Origin of the sequence: Halospeciosus flavus (assembly GCF_029814175.1) — an archaeon.
Lineage (GTDB): Archaea > Halobacteriota > Halobacteria > Halobacteriales > Halobacteriaceae > Halospeciosus > Halospeciosus flavus.
Map to the genome: position 1 here is coordinate 1,332,749 of NZ_CP122312.1, position 19,511 is coordinate 1,352,259.

At 66.4% G+C, this 19,511-nt stretch carries 15 protein-coding genes; 9 read left to right on the forward strand and 6 right to left on the reverse strand.

From position 1 onward, the window contains the following. Window positions 1-19: 19 nt before the first annotated feature. Window positions 20-2,143, reverse strand: coding sequence for a caspase family protein (locus tag P0Y33_RS06970; protein ID WP_279529818.1), 2,124 nt, complete (start codon window positions 2,141-2,143; stop codon window positions 20-22). Between the two features lie 84 nt (window positions 2,144-2,227). Next, window positions 2,228-3,136 (reverse strand): hypothetical protein, encoded by a 909-nt coding sequence (locus tag P0Y33_RS06975; RefSeq protein ID WP_279529819.1) that lies wholly within the window; start codon window positions 3,134-3,136, stop codon window positions 2,228-2,230. 114 nt (window positions 3,137-3,250) lie between these two features. Here P0Y33_RS06975 and P0Y33_RS06980 point away from each other — a divergent pair, with 114 nt between their 5' ends. The 3 genes from P0Y33_RS06980 to P0Y33_RS06990 all read left to right on the forward strand — a co-directional run bounded on the left by P0Y33_RS06980 (window position 3,251) and on the right by P0Y33_RS06990 (window position 8,101). After that, window positions 3,251-3,967 (forward strand): hypothetical protein, encoded by a 717-nt coding sequence (locus P0Y33_RS06980; RefSeq protein WP_279529820.1) that lies wholly within the window; start codon window positions 3,251-3,253, stop codon window positions 3,965-3,967. Between the two features lie 90 nt (window positions 3,968-4,057). After that, window positions 4,058-5,638: a COG1361 S-layer family protein gene (locus P0Y33_RS06985; RefSeq protein ID WP_279529821.1), complete on the forward strand. Its 1,581-nt coding sequence runs from the start codon at window positions 4,058-4,060 to the stop codon at window positions 5,636-5,638. A gap of 3 nt (window positions 5,639-5,641) precedes the next feature. After that, on the forward strand, window positions 5,642-8,101 hold the full coding sequence (locus P0Y33_RS06990) for an efflux RND transporter permease subunit (protein ID WP_279529822.1): 2,460 nt from the start codon (window positions 5,642-5,644) through the stop codon (window positions 8,099-8,101). Window positions 8,102-8,401: 300 nt separating this feature from the next. Here the strand turns inward: P0Y33_RS06990 and P0Y33_RS06995 are convergent, their stop codons facing one another. Next, window positions 8,402-9,676 (reverse strand): IS4-like element ISH8B family transposase, encoded by a 1,275-nt coding sequence (locus P0Y33_RS06995; RefSeq protein WP_010890432.1) that lies wholly within the window; start codon window positions 9,674-9,676, stop codon window positions 8,402-8,404. 298 nt (window positions 9,677-9,974) lie between these two features. Between P0Y33_RS06995 and P0Y33_RS07000 the strand changes: the two genes are divergently transcribed. After that, the gene (locus tag P0Y33_RS07000) at window positions 9,975-11,372 is read left to right on the forward strand and encodes a transposase (protein ID WP_279529823.1); all 1,398 of its coding nucleotides are present in this window, start codon (window positions 9,975-9,977) and stop codon (window positions 11,370-11,372) included. A 55-nt stretch (window positions 11,373-11,427) separates the two neighbouring features. Here P0Y33_RS07000 and P0Y33_RS07005 read toward each other — a convergent pair whose 3' ends face one another. Beyond that, window positions 11,428-11,802, reverse strand: coding sequence for a hypothetical protein (locus tag P0Y33_RS07005; protein ID WP_279529824.1), 375 nt, complete (start codon window positions 11,800-11,802; stop codon window positions 11,428-11,430). 159 nt (window positions 11,803-11,961) lie between these two features. On the opposite strand from P0Y33_RS07005, the gene P0Y33_RS07010 reads away from it, so the two are divergent. From P0Y33_RS07010 to P0Y33_RS07025, 4 genes are all read left to right on the forward strand, one after another. Then, window positions 11,962-13,716: a Rieske (2Fe-2S) protein gene (locus P0Y33_RS07010; RefSeq protein ID WP_279529825.1), complete on the forward strand. Its 1,755-nt coding sequence runs from the start codon at window positions 11,962-11,964 to the stop codon at window positions 13,714-13,716. Window positions 13,717-13,873: 157 nt separating this feature from the next. Then, entirely contained in the window at window positions 13,874-14,512 is a 639-nt protein-coding gene (locus tag P0Y33_RS07015; RefSeq protein WP_279529826.1) for a cyclase family protein, read from the forward strand. 37 nt (window positions 14,513-14,549) lie between these two features. Further along, on the forward strand, window positions 14,550-14,810 hold the full coding sequence (locus P0Y33_RS07020; protein ID WP_279529827.1) for a hypothetical protein: 261 nt from the start codon (window positions 14,550-14,552) through the stop codon (window positions 14,808-14,810). A gap of 57 nt (window positions 14,811-14,867) precedes the next feature. After that, the gene (locus P0Y33_RS07025; RefSeq protein ID WP_279529828.1) at window positions 14,868-16,580 is read left to right on the forward strand and encodes an aldehyde ferredoxin oxidoreductase family protein; all 1,713 of its coding nucleotides are present in this window, start codon (window positions 14,868-14,870) and stop codon (window positions 16,578-16,580) included. Between the two features lie 6 nt (window positions 16,581-16,586). Here P0Y33_RS07025 and P0Y33_RS07030 read toward each other — a convergent pair whose 3' ends face one another. Further along, the gene (locus P0Y33_RS07030; RefSeq protein ID WP_279529829.1) at window positions 16,587-17,021 is read right to left on the reverse strand and encodes an adenylyltransferase/cytidyltransferase family protein; all 435 of its coding nucleotides are present in this window, start codon (window positions 17,019-17,021) and stop codon (window positions 16,587-16,589) included. Then, entirely contained in the window at window positions 17,018-17,503 is a 486-nt protein-coding gene (locus tag P0Y33_RS07035) for a Mov34/MPN/PAD-1 family protein (RefSeq protein ID WP_279529830.1), read from the reverse strand. The genes P0Y33_RS07030 and P0Y33_RS07035 overlap by 4 nt, the downstream gene beginning before the upstream one ends. Before the next feature lie 112 nt (window positions 17,504-17,615). On the opposite strand from P0Y33_RS07035, the gene P0Y33_RS07040 reads away from it, so the two are divergent. Continuing rightward, window positions 17,616-19,511, forward strand: coding sequence for a DHH family phosphoesterase (locus P0Y33_RS07040; protein WP_279529831.1), 1,896 nt, complete (start codon window positions 17,616-17,618; stop codon window positions 19,509-19,511).

A 19,511-nucleotide genomic window follows, 5' to 3' on the forward strand; every position in this document is an offset into this window, starting at 1 on the left:
TCGTCGACGCCCAGTTCGCTCATCGACTCAACAATTCTCGCAGTTCTCGCGTGCTGATCTCGTCGCTCCAGCGAAGCTCCCCGCCGACTTCGAGCGGAATCGTGTGAATCGACACTTCCTGTTCGAACTCCTCGACGGTGTACTCGATGTCGCTGATGGTGCCGACGTTGAGGTGTCGCGTTGGGCCCTTCCCGAGCGGCATCATCAGGGAGCCGACGTGCTTCTGCGGCGTCGGGTAGGGTTGTGCCGCCATCCGGACGGTGTCGTCGACGAGGTCTTTCGCCGTCACGATGGCCGGGATTCCGCCCTCGCTCTGGACGAGCGTCGTCTTCCCGTCGCCGAGCGTGATGTAGCGGTGGCCGGTCAGGTTCTGGTCCCGGACGATGGCCGCCGCGGCGCGGAACGTGAACCCGTAGTTGAGCAACCGCGCGACGGTCCGCCCGACCTGCGTCGCAATCTGGTTGCCGACCTCCGCGAGCGTCGCGATGCCTGCGTGGCTCCCGCGGTCGACGAGTGCCTCGCCCTGCTCGTAGGAGCGACAGGCGTTGAGGACGAACGTCGTGACGTTCACGTCGTCGAGCGTGCGCGCGTCGAGTGCGCCGTCGGGACACTGGAAGCCGCTCTCGTCGACGTGACCGATGTAGTGGAGGAGGTCGACGTCCTCCGCCAGGAGGTCGCGGAGGTCCTCGGTCTCGACACTCGAGTGGAGTGTCACGTCGAACTCCAGCATGTCGCGGAGTCCGTAGAACTCCTCAACGACGCCCTCCTCGGCCATCCGCTCGTCATTACAGACGACGTGGATGTCGATGTACGTCTTCTCGGGCGGTTCGCGGTCGAAGCGCCGCCGGTAGGAGGTCGGCGTCGCCTTGTTCGCGCCGAGGGGGTAGCCGTCGCCGACCCACGCGTGTTCGAGCGTGTCGACGGTGTCCGGCTTGACGATGTCGCCGACCTCGTCGGGGGTCGACGTCTCGACCTCGGCGTGCGACTCGGCCGGCGCGCGTTCGCTGCGCGTGAACGTCTCGTCGGCCCGGTAGAAGTCGGTCAGCGGTTCGGGTTCGCTCGTCGTCGAGGAGGGCGTCCGGTCGGGACAGCGCACGACCGAGAGGTCGTCGGCGACGAAGGGGAGCATCTCGACGTTGTTCGGCGTCGGCACGACGTCCGTCGTCAGGTGCCAGCGCGAGAGCAGGTCCGAGACGTCGTCGTAGGGGACCGAGAGGTACTCGGCGGTGCGCTCGTCGATGGGTTGGTCGTACACTGCCGCGGGGTCGAAGTCGAGGCGTTCGTCGAGCACCGCGCGCTCGTGGAGGTCGACTTCGTAGTACCCCTCGGTTCGGACGACGCAGTCGAGGAGGAAACAGGTCTGGAGGGTCTCGGCGACGGCGGACTCGAAGCGTTCCTCGGGGAACCGGCGTTCCGTCCCCGCCGCGACGAGTCGTGGGGTGTCGCCGGCGACGACCTCCGCGCCTAGGTAGTAAGCCAGAGGGGCGACCGGGTAGACGAAGCGCCGCTCCGGCGGGACCTCGATGCGGACGCCGGTGTCGGGCCGTTCGAGGGCTTCGGGGGCGTGGAACGTGTCCCCGCGCTCGACGAGCGGCGGGTGGCCGCGGAGGGTCGGGAACGACCGCTCGGGCGAGGTCGTCTTCAGCGCGGACCCGAGCAAGGAGACTGCACGCATCACGTCCGTCACGTCGTCGCCGACGGTGACGGTGCCGGCCGGTTGTTGGTGGAGCGAGCGAACGCCGACGTCGACCGGGCGGGACTCGCCGAAGTCGACGCGGACCCTGTCGTCGAGTACCTCGAGTCGGATGTCGCCGTCGACGGCGAGGTAGAGTTTCAGCGGCGCGTTGCTCGGTTCGAGGTTGTAGCGTGCCGCGGGGAGGGTTCGTTCGTCGTTCTCGTCGGGGGCGAAGTCGGTGACGAGGTCGCCGGCCTCGTCGCGGACGAGCAGCGGGGTTCGTGTCGGGAGTTCGATAGCGGTCGTGTCGAAGCGGACCGCCCGGTCGACCGGGAAGTAGAACGAGCCGCCGTCGGCCGACCGGAACTCGACCTCGTCGGGGGTGTAGAGCGTGAACTGCGCGCTCTCGATCGGGTCATCGACGCGGACACCCGGACGCGAGTCGAGGCGGTCGAAGTCGGGACGCACGAGTACGACTACACCAGCGCAACTAAAGAACTTGTCCCAAAAGTACTACGTTCTCGCCGCGGGCACCGGTGCGGCGAGCGCCGGTCACCAGACGTTCGAGGTGTGTTCGAGGGCGGTCCCGCTCACGCCGACGACGATGGGGTGTTTCCCGAGGACGGCGTCGTGGAGGTTCTTCCCGGTCTGCGTGTCCGCGGCGGCCCAGTCGTCGTCGTGCCACCGGTAGACGGACCCGCTCCCGCCGACGGCGAGCGCGACGTCCTCGTCGACCGCGAGTCCGTAGAACGTGGTGCTGTCGAGGTCGTACGGCGTCCACTTCCCACTCTCTCGGTCGTACGCGCTCACACAGCCGTTTCCACCGGCGACGTAGAGCCGACCGTTGGCGGCGTCGAGCGCGTGGTAGGTCGTCTCAGCCTCGGGAACGCCGACGTGACGCCACCCCTCCTCGGCGGTGGTCCGGAACACGTCGCCGCTCTCGTCGAGGACGTATCCGACGCCGTCCGCGGTCCCGACGGCCCCGTTGATGGCGGTCGCGCCCGCGGGTCGTGCCATCGCGCCGAAGCGGACCTCCTCGCCGTCGGCCACGGCGGAGACGACCGTCCCCGCGTTCGACCCGACGATGAGCTTCTCGGACCCGCGCTTCCCGACGACAGCGATGGACCGGAACCGGTCGGTCTGTCCGAGCGGTTCGGACTCGTTCGAGCGCTCGCCCTTCTCCAGGTCGTAGTAGCCGAGCGCGCCGTTCGCGCCGCAGAACCAGACCCGCTTCCCGTCGTCGGTCGCGGCGACGGCGTGGAGGGCGCGGTTGTCGGCGCCGGGACCGTCCTCGACGACGACGCCCCACTCGCCGTTCTTCGCGCGCCCGACGACGACGCCGTCGTCACCGACGGCACACGGGCCGTTCACGGTTCGCGTCGCGCTCCTGAAAGTCTCCTCGACGGAGATCTCGACGGTTCGCCAGTTACCGGCCTGCTCGTCCGAGACGAAGGACCACATACGTATCAACAATCTACAGTGTTCAGCGGGAAAAAGCGCCGTCCTCACCCCGACGAGGAGTCGGCGCTCGACCGAGCCACAAGCTATTTGCCCGCAGTCCGGAAACCACCGACCGTGCCACTCGAGGACGTCCTCGCGCACGTCCGCGAACGCGAGAAAACGCTCACGGTCTACGCCCCTACCGACGACCTCGTGTCCGCGGTCCGCGAGCGGTTCGCTACGCGAAACCTCACCGTCGACTACGTCCCGTGTTCGGACGACGAACCCGGCCGGATCGAGTTGATCGACGGCGGAGCGCGTCGCGAGTCGCTCCCGCTGAGCGCGCTCGAACCCCTCGTCGACGACCACGAGGGCGACACGGGCACGGACCCGGACCCGGCGTACACCGCGCTCCTCGACCACGTCGACGCGACCACCCTCACACTCGACGACCCGCGACAGCGTCGTCACGCGCGCCGCGAAGTCGAGGACCGGGCCTGGCGTCGTAGCTCCGGGCGCCTCGTCGCTGGCTTCCAGTCGGCCGCCGCGTTCGACGACCGGCGCGACACCTACCGCGTGCTCGGCGACGCACTCGACGTCCACGTCTACGTCGCGGGTCCGGCCCCCGAACCCCTCGACGGCGTCGACGTCCACTCGCTCGACGACGCGGACGTGACCGACTACCGGTTCGTCGCGTACGACGGCGGCGGCGACGAGACGAAGAAGTCGGCTTTCCTCGCCGAGACGGGTGTCGACGGCCACCGCGAGTGTGCGTGCGTCCTCACCTACGAACCGGAACTGGTCGACGACGTCTTCGACGCCCTCGGCGTGCCCAACCGAGCACCTCCGTGACAGGAAACAACTCCGAGGTTGTTTTCTCGTGTTTACAGTAGATTATTGACTGGCTCGGGACTACGTCTCGGCAATGGAGTGTCCCGTCTCGTGAGTCGCCGCCTCCTCGCCGTCCTGTTCGTCGGACTACTGCTCGTCCCGACCGGTGTCGCCGCCGTCGAAGGACAGCCGAACCTCTCGGTCTCGCTCCCCGACGACGACGTCGCGCCCGGACAGGAGACGACGCTCGACGTCCAGGTGATGAACACCGGGAGCATCGAGATCAGTGGGGACAACCCCCAGCACGAACAGCGCGTCACGACCGCCCGGGGCGTGTCCGTCTCGGTCGGGAGCGGCGACGCGCCAATCGAGGTGCGGACCGGAACGCGGTTGCTCGGGTCGCTCCCCGACGGCGGCGTGGCCACCGCACCGTTCCGAATCTCGGTGAAGGAGAACGCGAAACCCGGCACCTACCGCGTCCCCGTCCACGTCGACTACGAGTACACGAACCAGATCGTCCCGCGACAGAACTACCACGACGAGGACCAGGTCTCCCGGACGTTCTACGTCACGCTCCACGTCGAGGATAGCCCCCAGTTCGAGGTCGTGAACGCCTCGACCGACGTCCCGGTGGGTGACTCCGGGACCGTCTCGCTCACCCTGCAGAACGACGGGTCGGCCGTCGCCCACGACGCCCGCGTGACCCTCCGTTCCGGGTCGTCGGCGCTCCGTCTCGGCGAGTCCGGCAGCGCGAGTCGGTTCGTCGGTACCTGGGAGCGCGGCGAGAATCGGACGGTCGAGGTGCGCGCGAGCGCTCTCGACCAGGCCGAGACCCGAAGCTACCCCGTCTCCGCGACGGTGCACTACGAGAACGACGACGGGCGGACCGCCGAGTCCGAGTCCGTCACGGCCGGCGTGACGCCGCTCCCGAAGCAGTCGTTCACCGTCTCGAACGTCACCTCGTCGCTCCGCGTCGGTGAGGAGGGAACGGTCACGGCGACGGTCACCAACGACGGTCCGCGGCGCATCTCCGAGGCCGTCGTCCGCCTCGGGGCGAACGCGAACGCGGTCCACCCCCAGCGGACCGAGTACGCCGTCGGCACGCTCGCGCCGGGCGCGTCGACGCAGGTGTCCTTCCCCGTCGAGATCAGCGACGCGGGCGAGGCCGGCCCCCACCAGTTCCGCTTCACCGTCGAGTACCAGAATCGAGAGGGTGAGACGCGCGAGAGCGACAAACTGCCGTTCACCGTCGGCGTGGCCGAGGAGCGCAAGCAGTTCGGCGTCGAACCGGTGGACGTCTCGGTCACCGCCGGATCCGCGTCGAAATTCACCGTCGCGGTCACCAACAACGGCGACCGCCCACTCTCGAACGTGAACGCGAAACTGTTCGTCGACAGTCCGCTCTCGGCGAGCGACGACACGGCCTTCGCGCCCACCATCGCCGCGGGCGAGACCGTCGAGATGACGTTCGAACTCAGCGCGGCCGCCGGCGCGCTCGCCAAACCCTACCCCGTCGAGATGGACTTCCAGTACGAGACGCCGGAGGGCGAGAAGAAACTCTCCGAGACGTACACCGTCGCGGCCGACGTGAACGAGCCGACCGACACCGGCCTCTCGCCGGTCGTCGTCGGTGGCGTCGTCGTCCTCCTGCTCGTCCTCGCGGGCGGCGCCTACTGGTACTTCAAGGACTGATCGATGGACTACCAGGACGTCATCGACCGCGTCGACACGCTCGTCGTCGAGCAGCCGAAGACAGTCGTCGTCGCCTGCCTGCTGTTGACGGCGGTGTTCGCCGTCGGACTCGGCAACATCTCGACCGAGGCCGGGACCTCCCAGTTCACCGAGGGCAGCCCCGCGATGCAGGCCTACGAGGACGTCCAACGGGAGTTCAGCGACCCGTTCGCCCCCGACACTGGCTCGACACAACTCGTTCAGCGCAACCAGAACGTCCTCTCGAAGCCGTCGTTGCTCCGGATGCTGACCATCCAGAAACGCCTCGCGGAACGGCCCGGACTCCGGGTCGCCGGGACGTCGAGCGTCGCCGAGTCGGTCGCGTTGTCGCTCGACCCGCGGGCGGACACGATGGCCGAGAAAATCGACGCCGTCGAGTCGGCCACGCCGAGCCAACTCGACGCCGCGGTCCGCGAGGCCGCCCGCGAGCGCGGCATCGCTCGCTCACTCAGCGAGGACTTCAACCGTGAGTCCGCGACCGCCTCCGCGACCGTCGGCGTCGTCACCCACCGACTGCCGGGTGGACTCGGCTCCGGCATCGGCGCGAGCGGGACGAGTCCGCTCACCGCCATCCAGCAGGAGGCCCAGCACGTCGTGAACAGCGTCACCGGCGACGTCGTCGTCTTCGGGTCGGGGATGATCTCCGCGGAGTTCGCGAACGTCATCGTCGACTCGCTGATCATCGTCGTCCCCGCGGCGGCGCTGCTCATCTTCGTCTTCCTCGTCTTCTCCTACCGCGACCCGTTCGACCTGTTCCTCGGCGTCGTCTCGCTGTTGATGACCGTCGTCTGGACGTTCGGGTTCATGGGGCTACTCGGCATCCCCTTCTCCCAGATGCTCGTCGCCGTCCCGCCGTTGCTCCTCGCCGTCGGCATCGACTTCGGCATCCACGCCATCAACCGCTACCGCGAGGAACGGACCGAGGGGGCCGACCTCGAAGACGCGATGTCGACCACGACCGACCAACTCCTCCCCGCGTTCTTCATCGTCACCGGGACCACGGTGCTCGGGTTCGCCGCGAACCTGACGAGTTCGCTCGGTCCCATCCGGAGTTTCGGTCTCGTCGCGGCCATCGGCATCGCGTTCACCATGGTCATCTTCGGCGTCTTCCTCCCGTCCGGGAAGGTACTCGTCGACCGGTGGCGCGAACACCACGACCTCCCCGCGTTCGGGCGCCGGCCCATCGGGACGGAGGGGTCGCTGCTCGGACGCGCCCTTCGAGTCGGCGTCTTCGTCGGGAAGCGTGCACCGCGCCTGTTCCTCGTGGTCGTCCTCCTCTCGTCGGCCGTCGTCGGCGCGTACGGGACGGGCGTCGACACCTCGTTCGAGCAGGACGACTTCCTGCCACCGGCCGACGTGCCGGACTACCTCGAGAACCTCCCCGAACCGTTCAAGCCGAGTGACTACTCGTCGACCGCGATCACGAACTACCTCGACGAGCACTTCGCGACGACCGGGGGTGGGCAGGTCGTCGTCTACGTCCAGGGGCAGATGACTCGCGACTACGCCCTCGAACAGATACAACACGCAAACCGCGACCCGCCGAGCACGTTCGTCGCCGCGAACCGGAGCGCCCAGCCGTCGAGCATCGTCGACGTCATCGACGCCTACGCGGCGGCCAACCCCGAGTTCGCCGCGCTCGTCGCTCGCAACGACGTCGACGCCGACGGCGTCCCCGACGACAACCTGAAGACCATCTACGACCGGTTGTTCGCCTCACCGTACGGCGAGCGCGCCGAGAACTACCTCACGCCGTCCTACCGGAGTGCACGGGTCGTCTATCCCGTCGAATCGGGCGCCGCACAGGACGCGGTGACGGCCGACGCGCAGGCCATCGCCGCCGACTACCGCTTCGACGCGACCGCCACCGGGCAGGCGGTCATCTTCCAGCAGATAACCGACACCATCCTGGAGTCGGCGCTCCGGAGTCTCGCCATCGCCCTCGTCGCGACCGCGCTGTTCCTCCTGCTCGTCTTCCGCCTCTTCGAGGGACACGCCACGGTGGGACTCGTCAACCTCGTCCCGATCCTGCTGTCGCTCGCGCTTATCGCCGGGACGATGCGCTTCCTCGGCATCCCGCTCAACGCGATGACGGCGACCATCCTCTCCATCACCATCGGGATGGGCGTCGACTACTCCTCGCACTTCGTCCACCGCTTCGCCGACGAGTACGGGGGCGACAACCTCTACGAGGCGATGGAGGCGACGGTGACCGGGACGGGTGGGGCACTCACGGGCAGCATGCTCACGACCGTCTCCGGCATCGGCGTGCTCGCCATCGCCATCACGCCCATCCTCGGGCAGTTCGGCGTCATCACCGCGCTCTCCATCTTCTACTCGTACCTCACGTCTATCGTGGTCACGCCGTCGGCGTTCGTCGTCTGGGACGACCTCGTCGGCGCCGAGGCTGGCACTGGTGAGTGACGGGAGAACGGCGGAGATGGACGGTAGCGCGCCGAGAGCGGAGAACGGAGAACGGAGAACGGAGGATTACATAGAATACAGGAGAAAGCCCACGACTTGAGTCCTGTCTCTTACCCACAAATCGAGTCGTCAGCATGAACTGTCTCAGTAACAAGAACCAACAGATTTCCGAAATTCTCCGGGTTCATCGCGTGTCGGAGCGGTCCCTGTTGAGTGGACTGGGAAATTTGGACACCCCCGTGGCCGGGAGCCGATCGCAGTTCGCATCTCCAGTGTGTTTCTCCCAGCATTCGTCTTTAGTTAAGACTCACACCTCGGTTGTGTAGCGGTAGCGAGCGTCTCTTGTAAGATCGGTCGTTGCTTGTGGATCTTCTGTGCGTCCTCGATCAGCCGCTCCAACAGCGGCGGTGGCGAATAACCGAGGTGCTCACCGAGTTCGTGGAGGATGAGCTGGGCGTGCGACCGGAAGGTCGCCGCCCAGCGTTCCGGGGGAAACACGAGCTCATCATCCGCCTGCTCGGTGACCAGATCCAACAGATCACGGCTCACAAGCAGTGACAGCAACGCTGCGTACAGCAAGATCTTCACCACGTGCTCGTTGCTCGTGTCGAACTCGTCCAGGTCGTACTGCGTCTTCAACTCACGGAACAGCAACTCCACTTCCCACCGACACCGGTAGATCTGCGCTAAATCCGCCGGAAAGAACTCCTCTCGCGACAGATTTGTCACGTATAGATGGTAGTCGTCGGCGTCCTCGTCGCGGACGCCGACGACGCGGAACCGCTTCGTATCCAGCGACCGCGTCCCGTTGTACGGCCCGCGCTTGAACTCGACTTCGACTTCCACATCGATGTACGTCCGGTCGAGATCGTCGAGCACATCACGGAGTTGCTTGCCCTCCAAGGGAATGGCGCGGCCGCGCCATTCCCGTAATTCATCCGTAATCACCGGATTCGCGTTCTGTTTCAGCCGGCTCACGAAGGAGCCGCCGTTCTCGTCGATCCGCGCAAACCGTCGGTACTTGAAGTACGCGAGGTCGAACAATACGAGGCGGTTCTCAAGCCACGACCCTGTCTTGAACAGCGTGCTGTCGTGTGCTTTCTCGTCGGTAACGTCGATCCGTTCAATCGTCTGTTCAGTGGCATTGTGGAGCAGGTGGAGCTTCGCTCCAGCCTGCTCCTCGTGGCGGGCTTCGAACTGATCAGCGAGAAACTCGTGTAACCGCAACACCGTTCCATCAGCGATCATTACATCACTGAATCGGTCGATGTCAACGTCAACAGTGTCGGGAACAGCGACCTCGTCGAGACCGTGCTCGACGAGGTCGCGGAAGTACTCCGCGAGCGTCGGCGTCAACCGCTGATAGAACCCACCCGGTGAGATCGGCTCGTCAGCTGTGGAGTTGTAGCTGCGTCGAAACCCTGCGAGTGTTCGGCGTTCGCCTGCGGCGAAGCCGAACACGAATGCCCAGACGAAGACGGGAATCTGGAGCTTGCGGTCGCGTTCGACCACGCCGAGTTCCTCGGCGTGCTCTTCGAGGAACTCGGAGGGAAACAGTGTAGTGAGCCGACGCATAATCCGTGATGAGGAGGTTTCGTTGTGCACACTCGACACCTCCTCATTCCTTCCGAAAAGTAGCCTCGATAAGCCGCCACTGTCACGCGGTTCGTCTCCTAACTAAAGACGGATGGTTTCTCCCAGTTTTAGATCGCTGCCGAGAGCAGCCGACTTGCTGCTCTAGAGCAGCCCGGACTTATGGGTAAGAGACAGGACTTGAGTCGTGGGATGAATCCGTCACTTCTGAAACAAACCACAACTACGTAGCCTGCCCGCAATCCCAGCGTTTACAAGCTAATATACCGATATTTACAGTGTGAGCGACCGACCACAGCGCACGAACGAATACACCGCGGAGCCCACTAGTCAGCGGTACCGTGAGTGTTTGTTCGAATGGTTGGCCGCCCATGCCCCATTGTGGAACCAACTCACCTACCGACGCCGACAACAATACTTCGCTGCCGACGGCGATGTCTGGGACGCCGCGTACACTGACCTATACGATGAGTACGCACCAATCCTCGGCAAGGCAGCCTGCCAGCAAGTCGCCCGCAAGAACAGCGAGGCCTGGCGAAGTCACTTCCGCCTCCTTGAGAAGTATCACTCCGATGATCCAGCGGTCACCGAGAAGCCCAGTCCACCCGGCTACTGGGGAACTCGCAAGGACGGATATGAGCTCCACGGCCTCGTTCGCAACGACCTATACACGTTCGACTGGGGCGAGGATCAGAGTACGCTTGAATTCGGCGTCGGCGACGTCTTAAAAGACAAGTACGACTTCGAGTATCAGGAACGCATCACGCTCGAAGTCCGCGGCAAACCCCAATGGGAAGGAGACGATAGTAGGGTGGAACTCGTCTACGACGAGGCAGCGGACACGCTTCGTGTCAAGCATCCAGTTCGCATACGGCCAGACCGACTGCGAGAACAGCGATTGGATGCCTTCACTCACACACTCGACACCGAGAACACGACGCACTCTGCTGCCATCGACGTGGGCGCGAACAACACGCTCGCGATCGTCACCACAACCAGAGAAACCGCCGTGTACCACGCTCGCCCCGAGTTCGACCAGTTCCACGGTCTCTCAGAGTTGATTGCCGAGTTGCAATCAGAACTCCCCGAGGACCAGTATAGGAGCAAGCGGATCCAACGCGTCTACGATGAACGTGGGGAGAAACGCGACCATAGTCGTGATGCTGCGGTCAAACACGCGGCAGACTGGCTCCTCGAACGCAATGTAGACACCGTATACGTCGGTGACCTCACGGACGTCTTGGACACACACTGGTCGGCTACTGTGAACGAGAAGACACACGCATTTTGGTCACACCGCCAGCTGGTCGACCGTCTCGAACTCACGCTCGGTGATGTCGGCATCACTGTCGAGCAAGTAAACGAGTGTGAGTCGAGTAGCGAGTGTCCTGTCTGTGGGAGCGATGATGTAACTCGTGAGGGCGACGCGTTCCGCTGTCACGAGTGCGAGTTGGATGCGCATAGTGACATTGTGGGGGCGTGGAACCTGCTGCAGTCTGAGGTAGGGCCGATGGCGCGGCCCGCTGCCCTGTTGGCTGAACGCGACGGGGACGCACCCAATTCTGGAGCGTACTGGGAGTGGAATGGACACGACTGGACACCCGCGAGTTTTGGGGAACAGTCGAGCCCAGTTGACCAAACTAGCATCAGCAAACCCGCAAGTTCACAGCCGAGGTAATCTGCTGGCCGGATTGCCTACGGAGGAATCCCACGGCTTCAGCCCTGGGAGGACGTCAAGCGGTCTGCGAGCCGAGTGCGCGGTCGGCGGCCTCGCGGGCCTCGTCGACGTTGTAGAGTTTCTGCGGACTGACGTCGCCGCGGTCGAGCGCGTCGAGGAGCGCGGTGCGTCGTTCGCGGTCGAGGTCCTCGATGGAGTCGTGTCGCGAGGCGAGGTCCTCCATCGAGGTGTCGGTGAGGGCGAACTCGAGTTCGCCGTCGCGGGACGACTCGGTGCCGCCGATGTCCTCCAGGTACTCCAGGGCGCGCTCGGTCTCGCCGATGGAGAGCGCCGCGATGGTCGAGATTCGTCGCGTCGTGAACCACTGCCCCTCTTCCTGCCACGAGAGCTGTTCCAGCGTCGCGTACACACGCCAGACGTGTTTCGCCATACAGGTAGAGGTGACAAACGGACGCCGTTTGATGGTTGTGGCCCAGTGAGCGGTGCGTCGGAGCGTCGGCGACCGGACGCGACGCCGAGAACCGGTCAGTACGGCTACAAAAGTGTCGTTCGGCGAATAGCTATGTGGGGCGAGTGACACTGTCTAGCTATGAGTCAGAGCGACTACGTGTACGCGGTCGATCTCGACGACCTTCGCGAGTCGGGGCGCGAACTCGTGAACAAGGGCGGGCAGGCCATCGCGCTGTTCTACCACGACGGCGAGGTGCGCGCGGTGGACAACCGCTGTCCGCACATGGGCTTCCCGCTCACGGAGGGGACCGTCGACGAGGGCATCCTGACCTGTCACTGGCACCACGCGCGCTTCGAACTCTCGTGTGGCGACACGTTCGACCCCTGGGCCGACGACGTCCCCACGTACCCCGTCGACGTGCGCGACGGCCCGGAAGGTGACGGCGCCGGTGCCGAGGTGTGGGTTCGCCCCGAACCAGAACGGGAGGGTCCACCCGAGGAACACTGGGCGAATCGCCTCGATACTGGATTGGAGGAGAACCTCCGCCTCGTCCTCGCGAAGTCCGTCATCGGCCTCCTCGACGCGGACGCCGACTACACCGACCCGTTCGCGACCGGCCTACGCTTCGGGACGACCTACCGCGAGTCGGGGTGGGCGTCCGGTCTGACCATCCACACTGCGCTCGCGAACGTCCGCGAGTCCCTCCCGGAGTCGGCCCGTCGCCGGGGACTCTACCAGGGACTCGTCGAAGTCGCGGGCGACTGTGCCGGCCAACCGCCGTTCTTCGAACAACCCGCACTCGACGTCGAGGACCCCGACCCCGCGCGGCTGAAAGCGTGGTTCCGCGAGAACGTCGAGGTGCGCGACGCCGACGGTGCCGAGCGGACGCTCCGGACGGCCATCGACCACCTCGACGAGGCGGACGTCGCGGACCTCCTGTTCAGTGCCGCGACCGACCACCGCTACATCGACACTGGCCACACTCTCGACCACCTGAACAAGGCGTTCGAGGCTCTCGACCACGTCGGCTGGGAGCACGCCGACGAGGTGCTCCCCACGCACGTCGCGAACCTCGCGAACGCCGAGCGTGCCGAGGAGACGTCGTCGTGGCGCCAGCCGGTCGACCTCGCGGGCCTCCTCGACGACGCCTTCACGGACCTCCCGGACACCGGCACGCCTGCCGGCCAGTGGACCGAACCCGACGACTTCCAGGACGTCCTCCGCTCCGACGACCCCGAAGCCATCGTCGACGTGCTCCTCGACGCCGTGGAGGCGGGCGCGACGACTACCCAACTCGCCGACGCCGTCCGCTTCGCCGCCGCGACGCGCGTCGCACAGTTCGGCACGAGCAACGAGTTCAGCGACTGGAACACGGTCCACCACACGTTCACCTACGCGAACGCCGTCCACGGCGCGACCACCCGGACCGACTGCTGGGAACTCTACCGCGGCGTCTTCGACGCGGCCGCCTCGGTCTACCTCGACCGCTTCCTCAACACCCCGCCCGCTCCCATCCCCGAGGGTGACGCGGACGCCGACCCCGACGCGGCGCTCGCGCGTCTGCGCGAGACGTTCGAGACGGAGGGCGAGGTGAACGCCGCCGGGCGCGCCGTCGCGGACTGCCTCGCCGCGGGCGGCGACCCGGCCGCCGTCCGGGCCGAACTGGGCGAGACGCTCGTCTCCGAGGACGCGGGCTTCCACACCTTCCAGGCCGTCGAGGCCGCCTTCCGCGGTGCCGACCAGACCGACGATTCCGAGCGCGAGACGGTGTACCTCGTCGCGGCCGCGCGCTACCTCGCGGCGCACACGCCCACCCGCCGCGAGCGCGAGCAGACCTACACTATCGCCGAGCGCCTCCACCGCGGCGAGAAACTCCACGAGACCGAACACTGACCTTCAAGTAGGGAGACGCGACGAATTCGTGGGGTGACCTGACGACCCACACCACGGTGTCCGCGGTTGTGCGGCCGCCGCCGTGGTTCCCAGTCCGGCCGCCTGTTCGCCCCTCCCGACACCACGCTCTTTGTTGCGGCCGTCGAACCGACCGAGTGTGCCTCTCGCCGACCTCTCGCGCCCCGTCGAGTCCGACATGCCGGTCTACCCGGGCGACCCGCCCGTCGCCGTCGAACCCCACGCCACACACGACGAGGACGGGTACGCCGTCTCGGAACTCCGGTGTGGCACGCACACCGGCACGCACGTCGACGCGCCGAGCCACGTCCTCGCCGACGGCGACTCGCTAGGTGACTTCGCGCTCGACCAGTTCCGCTTCGACGCGCGGCGCGTCGACTGCCGCCACCGTGGTGCACGCGACGCCGTGACCGTCGGCGACCTGCCGGTTCCCGGCGGCGCCGACCTCCTCGTCCTCGACACGGGGTGGGCGAGTCACTGGGGGAGCGACCGCTATCGCGACCACCCCTACCTCTCTCCCGCCGCGGCCGAGTGGTGCGCCGACCGCGGGTGCGGCGTCGCCGTCGACGCGTTCGGTCCCGATCCGACGCCCTCACCGAACGCGACCGAGGACGAACCGAACGGGTTCCCCGCTCACGAGGCACTCCTCGGCGCGCGACTGCCCATCGTCGAGAACGTCTGTAACCTCGACGTGCTCCCGGACCGGTTCACGCTCCACGCCTACCCGCTCCCGGTCGACGCCGACGCCGCCCCCGTCCGTGCCGTCGCCGAGTGGTGACGGAACACCTTTTGGACGGGCAGTGACAGAGAGAGGTATGTCTACGCTCGACGACGACCTCGAACGCGCCCGCGAAATTCTCGACCGCGACGACCTCGACGGCTTCTTCGCCGGCGCGGTCCACGACGACGAACTCGACTACGCTTTCGGCCACACCTTCACAGACCGCGAGACGACGGGGATGCAGGCGCTCTCCCTGCTCGCGCTCCACCTCCGGGCCGTCTCCGAGGAGGCGGGCGTCCCGCCCGAACAGGTCGCCGAAGACGCCGCTGGACTCGCCGAGCGCTTCGAAGAGTGACCACCACACCGCCCGCTTGGCGAAACGCTTTACGTCGTTCGTGATACTCTCTCGGGTATGCTCCACACGGAAGGACCGTTGCTGACAGTCGACGTGGCTGAGCGAACCACGGAGACGACGGCCATCGACGACGTGAACGAGTCGTTCATCGGCGGACGCGGCGTCTGCACACGTCTCGCGCACGAGCGCGTCCCGTTCGACGCCGACCCGTTCGGCCCCGAGAACAGCCTCTTCTTCGCGACGGGGCCGATGCAAGCCTCGAACATGAGCTTCACCGGACGGATGAACGCGACCGGAGTCTCGCCGCTCACCGACGGCCTGCTCTCCTCGAACGCCGGCGGGTTCATGTCCCGCAACTTCGCCGACACGGGCTACGCCGCCGTCGAGGTGACGGGTGCGAGCGACGACCTCCTGCTCGTCCACGTCACGGACGACGGCGTCGAGTTCGAGGCGGTCCCCGACCTCGAAGGCGCGACGGTCCCCGACGTCGTCGACCACGTCGAGGAGACGCGCGACCTCGGCGCCGAACACCTCGCCGCCATCGGGCCGGCCGGCGAGAACCAGGTCCGCTTCGCCTCCATCATGACCACCGCCGAGCGCGCGTTCGGCCGCGGCGGACTGGGCGCGGTCCTCGGCGCGAAGAACGTGAAGGGAATCACCTTCGAGGGCGACTCCCGGCCCGACATCGAGATCCCAGCGACCGCGATGGACGTCCACCGCGACGCCGCCACCTCCGACCACATCATGAAGCGCCAGGGGACGGCGAGCGTCACCGACCTCGCCAACGAGATGGACGGCCTCCCGACGCGCTACCACTCCGAGCGGAGCTTCGAGGGCGCCCAGGGTATCAACGGCGACCGCGTCGAGGAGAAGAAGTACCAGAAAGGGACGTGTTCTTCCTGTGCGTTCGCCTGCAAACTCCCGACGAAGGACGAGGAACGCGGCGTCGAGACCGAGGGACCGGAGTTCGAGACCATCATGGCGTTCGGGTCGAACTGCGCCGTCGACGACATCGTCGACGTGATGCAGTCCAACGACCTCTGTGACGACTACGGCCTCGACACAATCTCCTGTGGCGACACCATCGCCGCCTACCTCGCGAGCGAAGACGAGTTCGGTAACACGGACCTGATCCACGACCTCGTGGAGAAGATCGCCCACCGCGAGGGGGTCGGCGACCTGCTCGCAGAGGGTATCGACCGCGCCCACGACGAACTCGGCGTCGAGAACTGGTCGGTCAAGGGTATGGAGTTCCCCGGCCACGAGGGCCGACTCCTCCACGGGCAGGCGCTCTCCTACGCTACCGCCAACCGGGGCGCCGACCACATGTACGCCTCGTTCTACTCGGTCGAGTACCCGCTCGTCCCCGACGAGCAGGCGATGCCGCCGTCGGGCTTCGAGGGGAAGGCCGCCCGTCTCGTCGAGCGCGAGAACCACCACGCGCTCCTCGACGCGGGTATCGTCTGTCGGTTCTCGCGTGACTTCCTCAGCGACGAGCAACTCGCCGATATCCTCGACGCCGACTTCGACGACCTGCTCGCCGTCGGCAACCGCGTCGTCACGCTCGAACGCCACTTCAACAACAAGCGCGGGCGCGACGCCGACGACGACCGTCTCCCCTTCGCAGACGAACTCCCGGACCTCGACGCGGCTATCGCAGAGTACTACGACGAACGCGGGTGGACGGAAGACGGAGTCGTCCCCGACAACCACCCGGACGTCCGCGAGACCGTCGGTGGGGCGGACGCGGCCGGCGGGACTGCGGACTGAGCGGCGCTACTCGTCGCCGCGCTGTTCGAGGATCCGGTCGACGATGTCGCCGGTCGAGAGGAGTTCGCCCTCGTAGTGCGGGTCGCGCGGCGACGCACGGCGCACCACGCAGTCGATGCCCCGTGATTCGAGTTCGTTCTCGATGGCCGCGTCGTCGTGGTGCTGGTCGTAGCCGAGTGCGATGACGTCCGGGTCGATCTCCTCGATGGGCGCGAAGATATCGTTCGGGTGTCCGACCCGCGCCTCGTCGACCATCTCCAGGGCGGCGACGACGTCGCGGCGCTGGCGGTTCGGCAGGATCGGCGGTTCCTTGTGGGTGACGTTCTCTCGACGGGCGACGATGACGTGGAGTTCGTCGCCCATCGACGCCGCGTCCGAGAGGTAGTGGACGTGACCGGGGTGGATAATGTCGAAGGTACCCTGTGCGACGACGCGTCTCATAGGCCTAGTTCCTCGTCGATGTCTTCCTGGTCGAAGTCGAAGAACTCCTCGTCCGTGGGAATCTCGACGTCGAGGACGTCGAGGTCTCTGGGTTCGCCTTCGCGGTCGAAAGCGCGCCAGCAGTCGCGCCCGTAGGGGGCACCGAGGATGACGTGGACCGGCCAGCGGCCGAACATCTGTCTGTCCTGGTCGCTCGGCGCGAGCACGCCGTTCGGGTGGGAGTGGACCGTCCCGACCGTGTGGCGGTCGTTGGGGACGAGGTCGGACTGGAGGGTGGCCTGCACGGGACTCGACGTCGTCTTGGGGATGAAGAGGACGTCCGTGATGACGTCGCCGTCTGCGTCGAGATCGAGTTCTTCGGCGGGCGTCCCGCGGAACACCCCCAGGTACTCGTTGGGGTGGGCGTCCTCGGCGGCCTCGAGCGCGAACTCGAGGGTGTCCTCGGCGATTCCGAGGACCGAGGGCCGCGAACGGAAGAGCATACTCGAAACTGGTCGCCCGCGATTGCTAAGGCTTCCGGAACCCGGTTCGGGGGTGCCGACGCACGAACTCGGTAGCGTGGCGTTTAAACGCACTCCGTTCGACTAGCCGATAATGACTGATTCCGATGCTGACGGGTCCGACGAGCGGCCCGTCGTTTACGAACTCGCCGACGAGTGTACGGAGACGGCACTCGAGACGGGCGAGTACTACCACGCGACGGTCAACGGCGTCGTCGAGTACGGCGTGTTCGTCGACCTCTCCGACGCGCTCTCCGGACTCCTCCACGAGTCCGAGATTCCCGAAGACGAGTCCTACGACGTCGGCGACGAACTCGTCGTCGAACTCGTCGAGATTCGCGAGAACGGCGACCTGAGTTTCTCGACGGTCGACTTCGAGGAGTTCGAGACGGTCGAACGGGAGTTCGAGTACGACGTCGCCGACGTCGAGAACTTTGACGAGCGCGTGGGCGACGACGTCCACGTCGAGGGCGAGGTCGTCCAGGTCAAGCAGACCGGCGGCCCGACCATCTTCCACGTCCGCGACGAGACCGGCACCGTCCCGTGTACGGCGTTCGTCGAGGCGGGCGTGCGCGCCTACCCCGACATCGAGGTCGACGACCTCGTCCACGTCGACGGCGAGGTCGAGCGCCGCGAGGGGTCGCTCCAAGTCGAGGCACAGAACATCGAAGTTCTCAAAGACGGTCAGGCCGAGGACCTCCGCGCCCGCCTCGAAGCCGCCACCGAAGCGCGCGCCGAACCACCGGAACTCGACCCCCTCATCGACTGGCCGGCGATGGAGGAACTCTACCCCGAACTCCGCGAGGTCGCGCGCTTCCTCCGCCGCACCGTCCTGGAGGGTCGTCCCATCCGGATGCGCCACCACGCCGACGGCGACGGGATGTGTGCGAGCGTTCCGGTCCAACTCGCCCTCGAGAAGTTCATCGACGCCACCCACGAGGACCCCGACGCGACGCGTCACCTCCTCCGGCGCCTCCCGAGTAAGGCCCCCTACTACGAGATGGAGGACGCCACGCGCGACCTCAACTTCTCGCTGGAGGACCAGGCCCGTCACGGACAGAAACTCCCGCTCCTCCTCATGCTCGACAACGGGTCGACCGAGGAGGACACCCCCGCGTACCGCACCCTCAGCCACTACGACATCCCCATCGTCGTCGTCGACCACCACCACCCCGACCCCGAGGCGGTCGAACCCCTCGTCGACGCCCACGTCAACCCCTACACGCACGGCGAGGACTACCGCATCACCACGGGCATGATGTGCGTCGAACTCGCGCGCCTCGTCGCGCCCGAACTCGACGACGAACTCGACCACGTACCCGCCGTCGCGGGCCTCGCGGACCGCTCGAAGGCCGACGCGATGAGCGACTACCTCGAACTCGCCCGCGAGGCGGGCTACGACGAGGAGTTCCTCCAGCAGATCTCGGAAGCCCTCGACTACGAGGCGTTCATGCTGCGCTACGACGCCGGCCGCGAACTCATCAACGACGTGCTCAACGTCGGCGACGTCGACGAGACGCGCCACCGCGAACTCGTCGAGTTCCTCGCCGACCGCGCCGACCAGGACGTCGAGGAGCAACTCGACGCCGCGATGTCCCACGTCGAATCGGAACGCGTCGCGAGCGGCGCGAACCTCTACAAGATCGACCTGGAGAACTACGCCCATCGCTTCACCTACCCCGCACCGGGGAAGACGACGGGCGAGATCCACGACCGGAAGGTCGTCGAGACGGGCGAACCGGTCATCACCATCGGCTACGGGCCGGACTTCGCCGTCCTCCGCTCCGACGGCGTCCGCCTCGACATCCCGAAGATGGTCTCGGACCTCAATGACGAGTTCCCCGGCGCCGGCGTCTCCGGCGGCGGCCACCTCGTCGTCGGGTCCATCCGCTTCGTGAAGGGCATGCGCGAGGAGGTCCTCGACGCCCTCGTCGAGAAGATGGCCGACGCCGAGATCGACGAAGAACTCCACAGCGCCCCCACGCGCTGA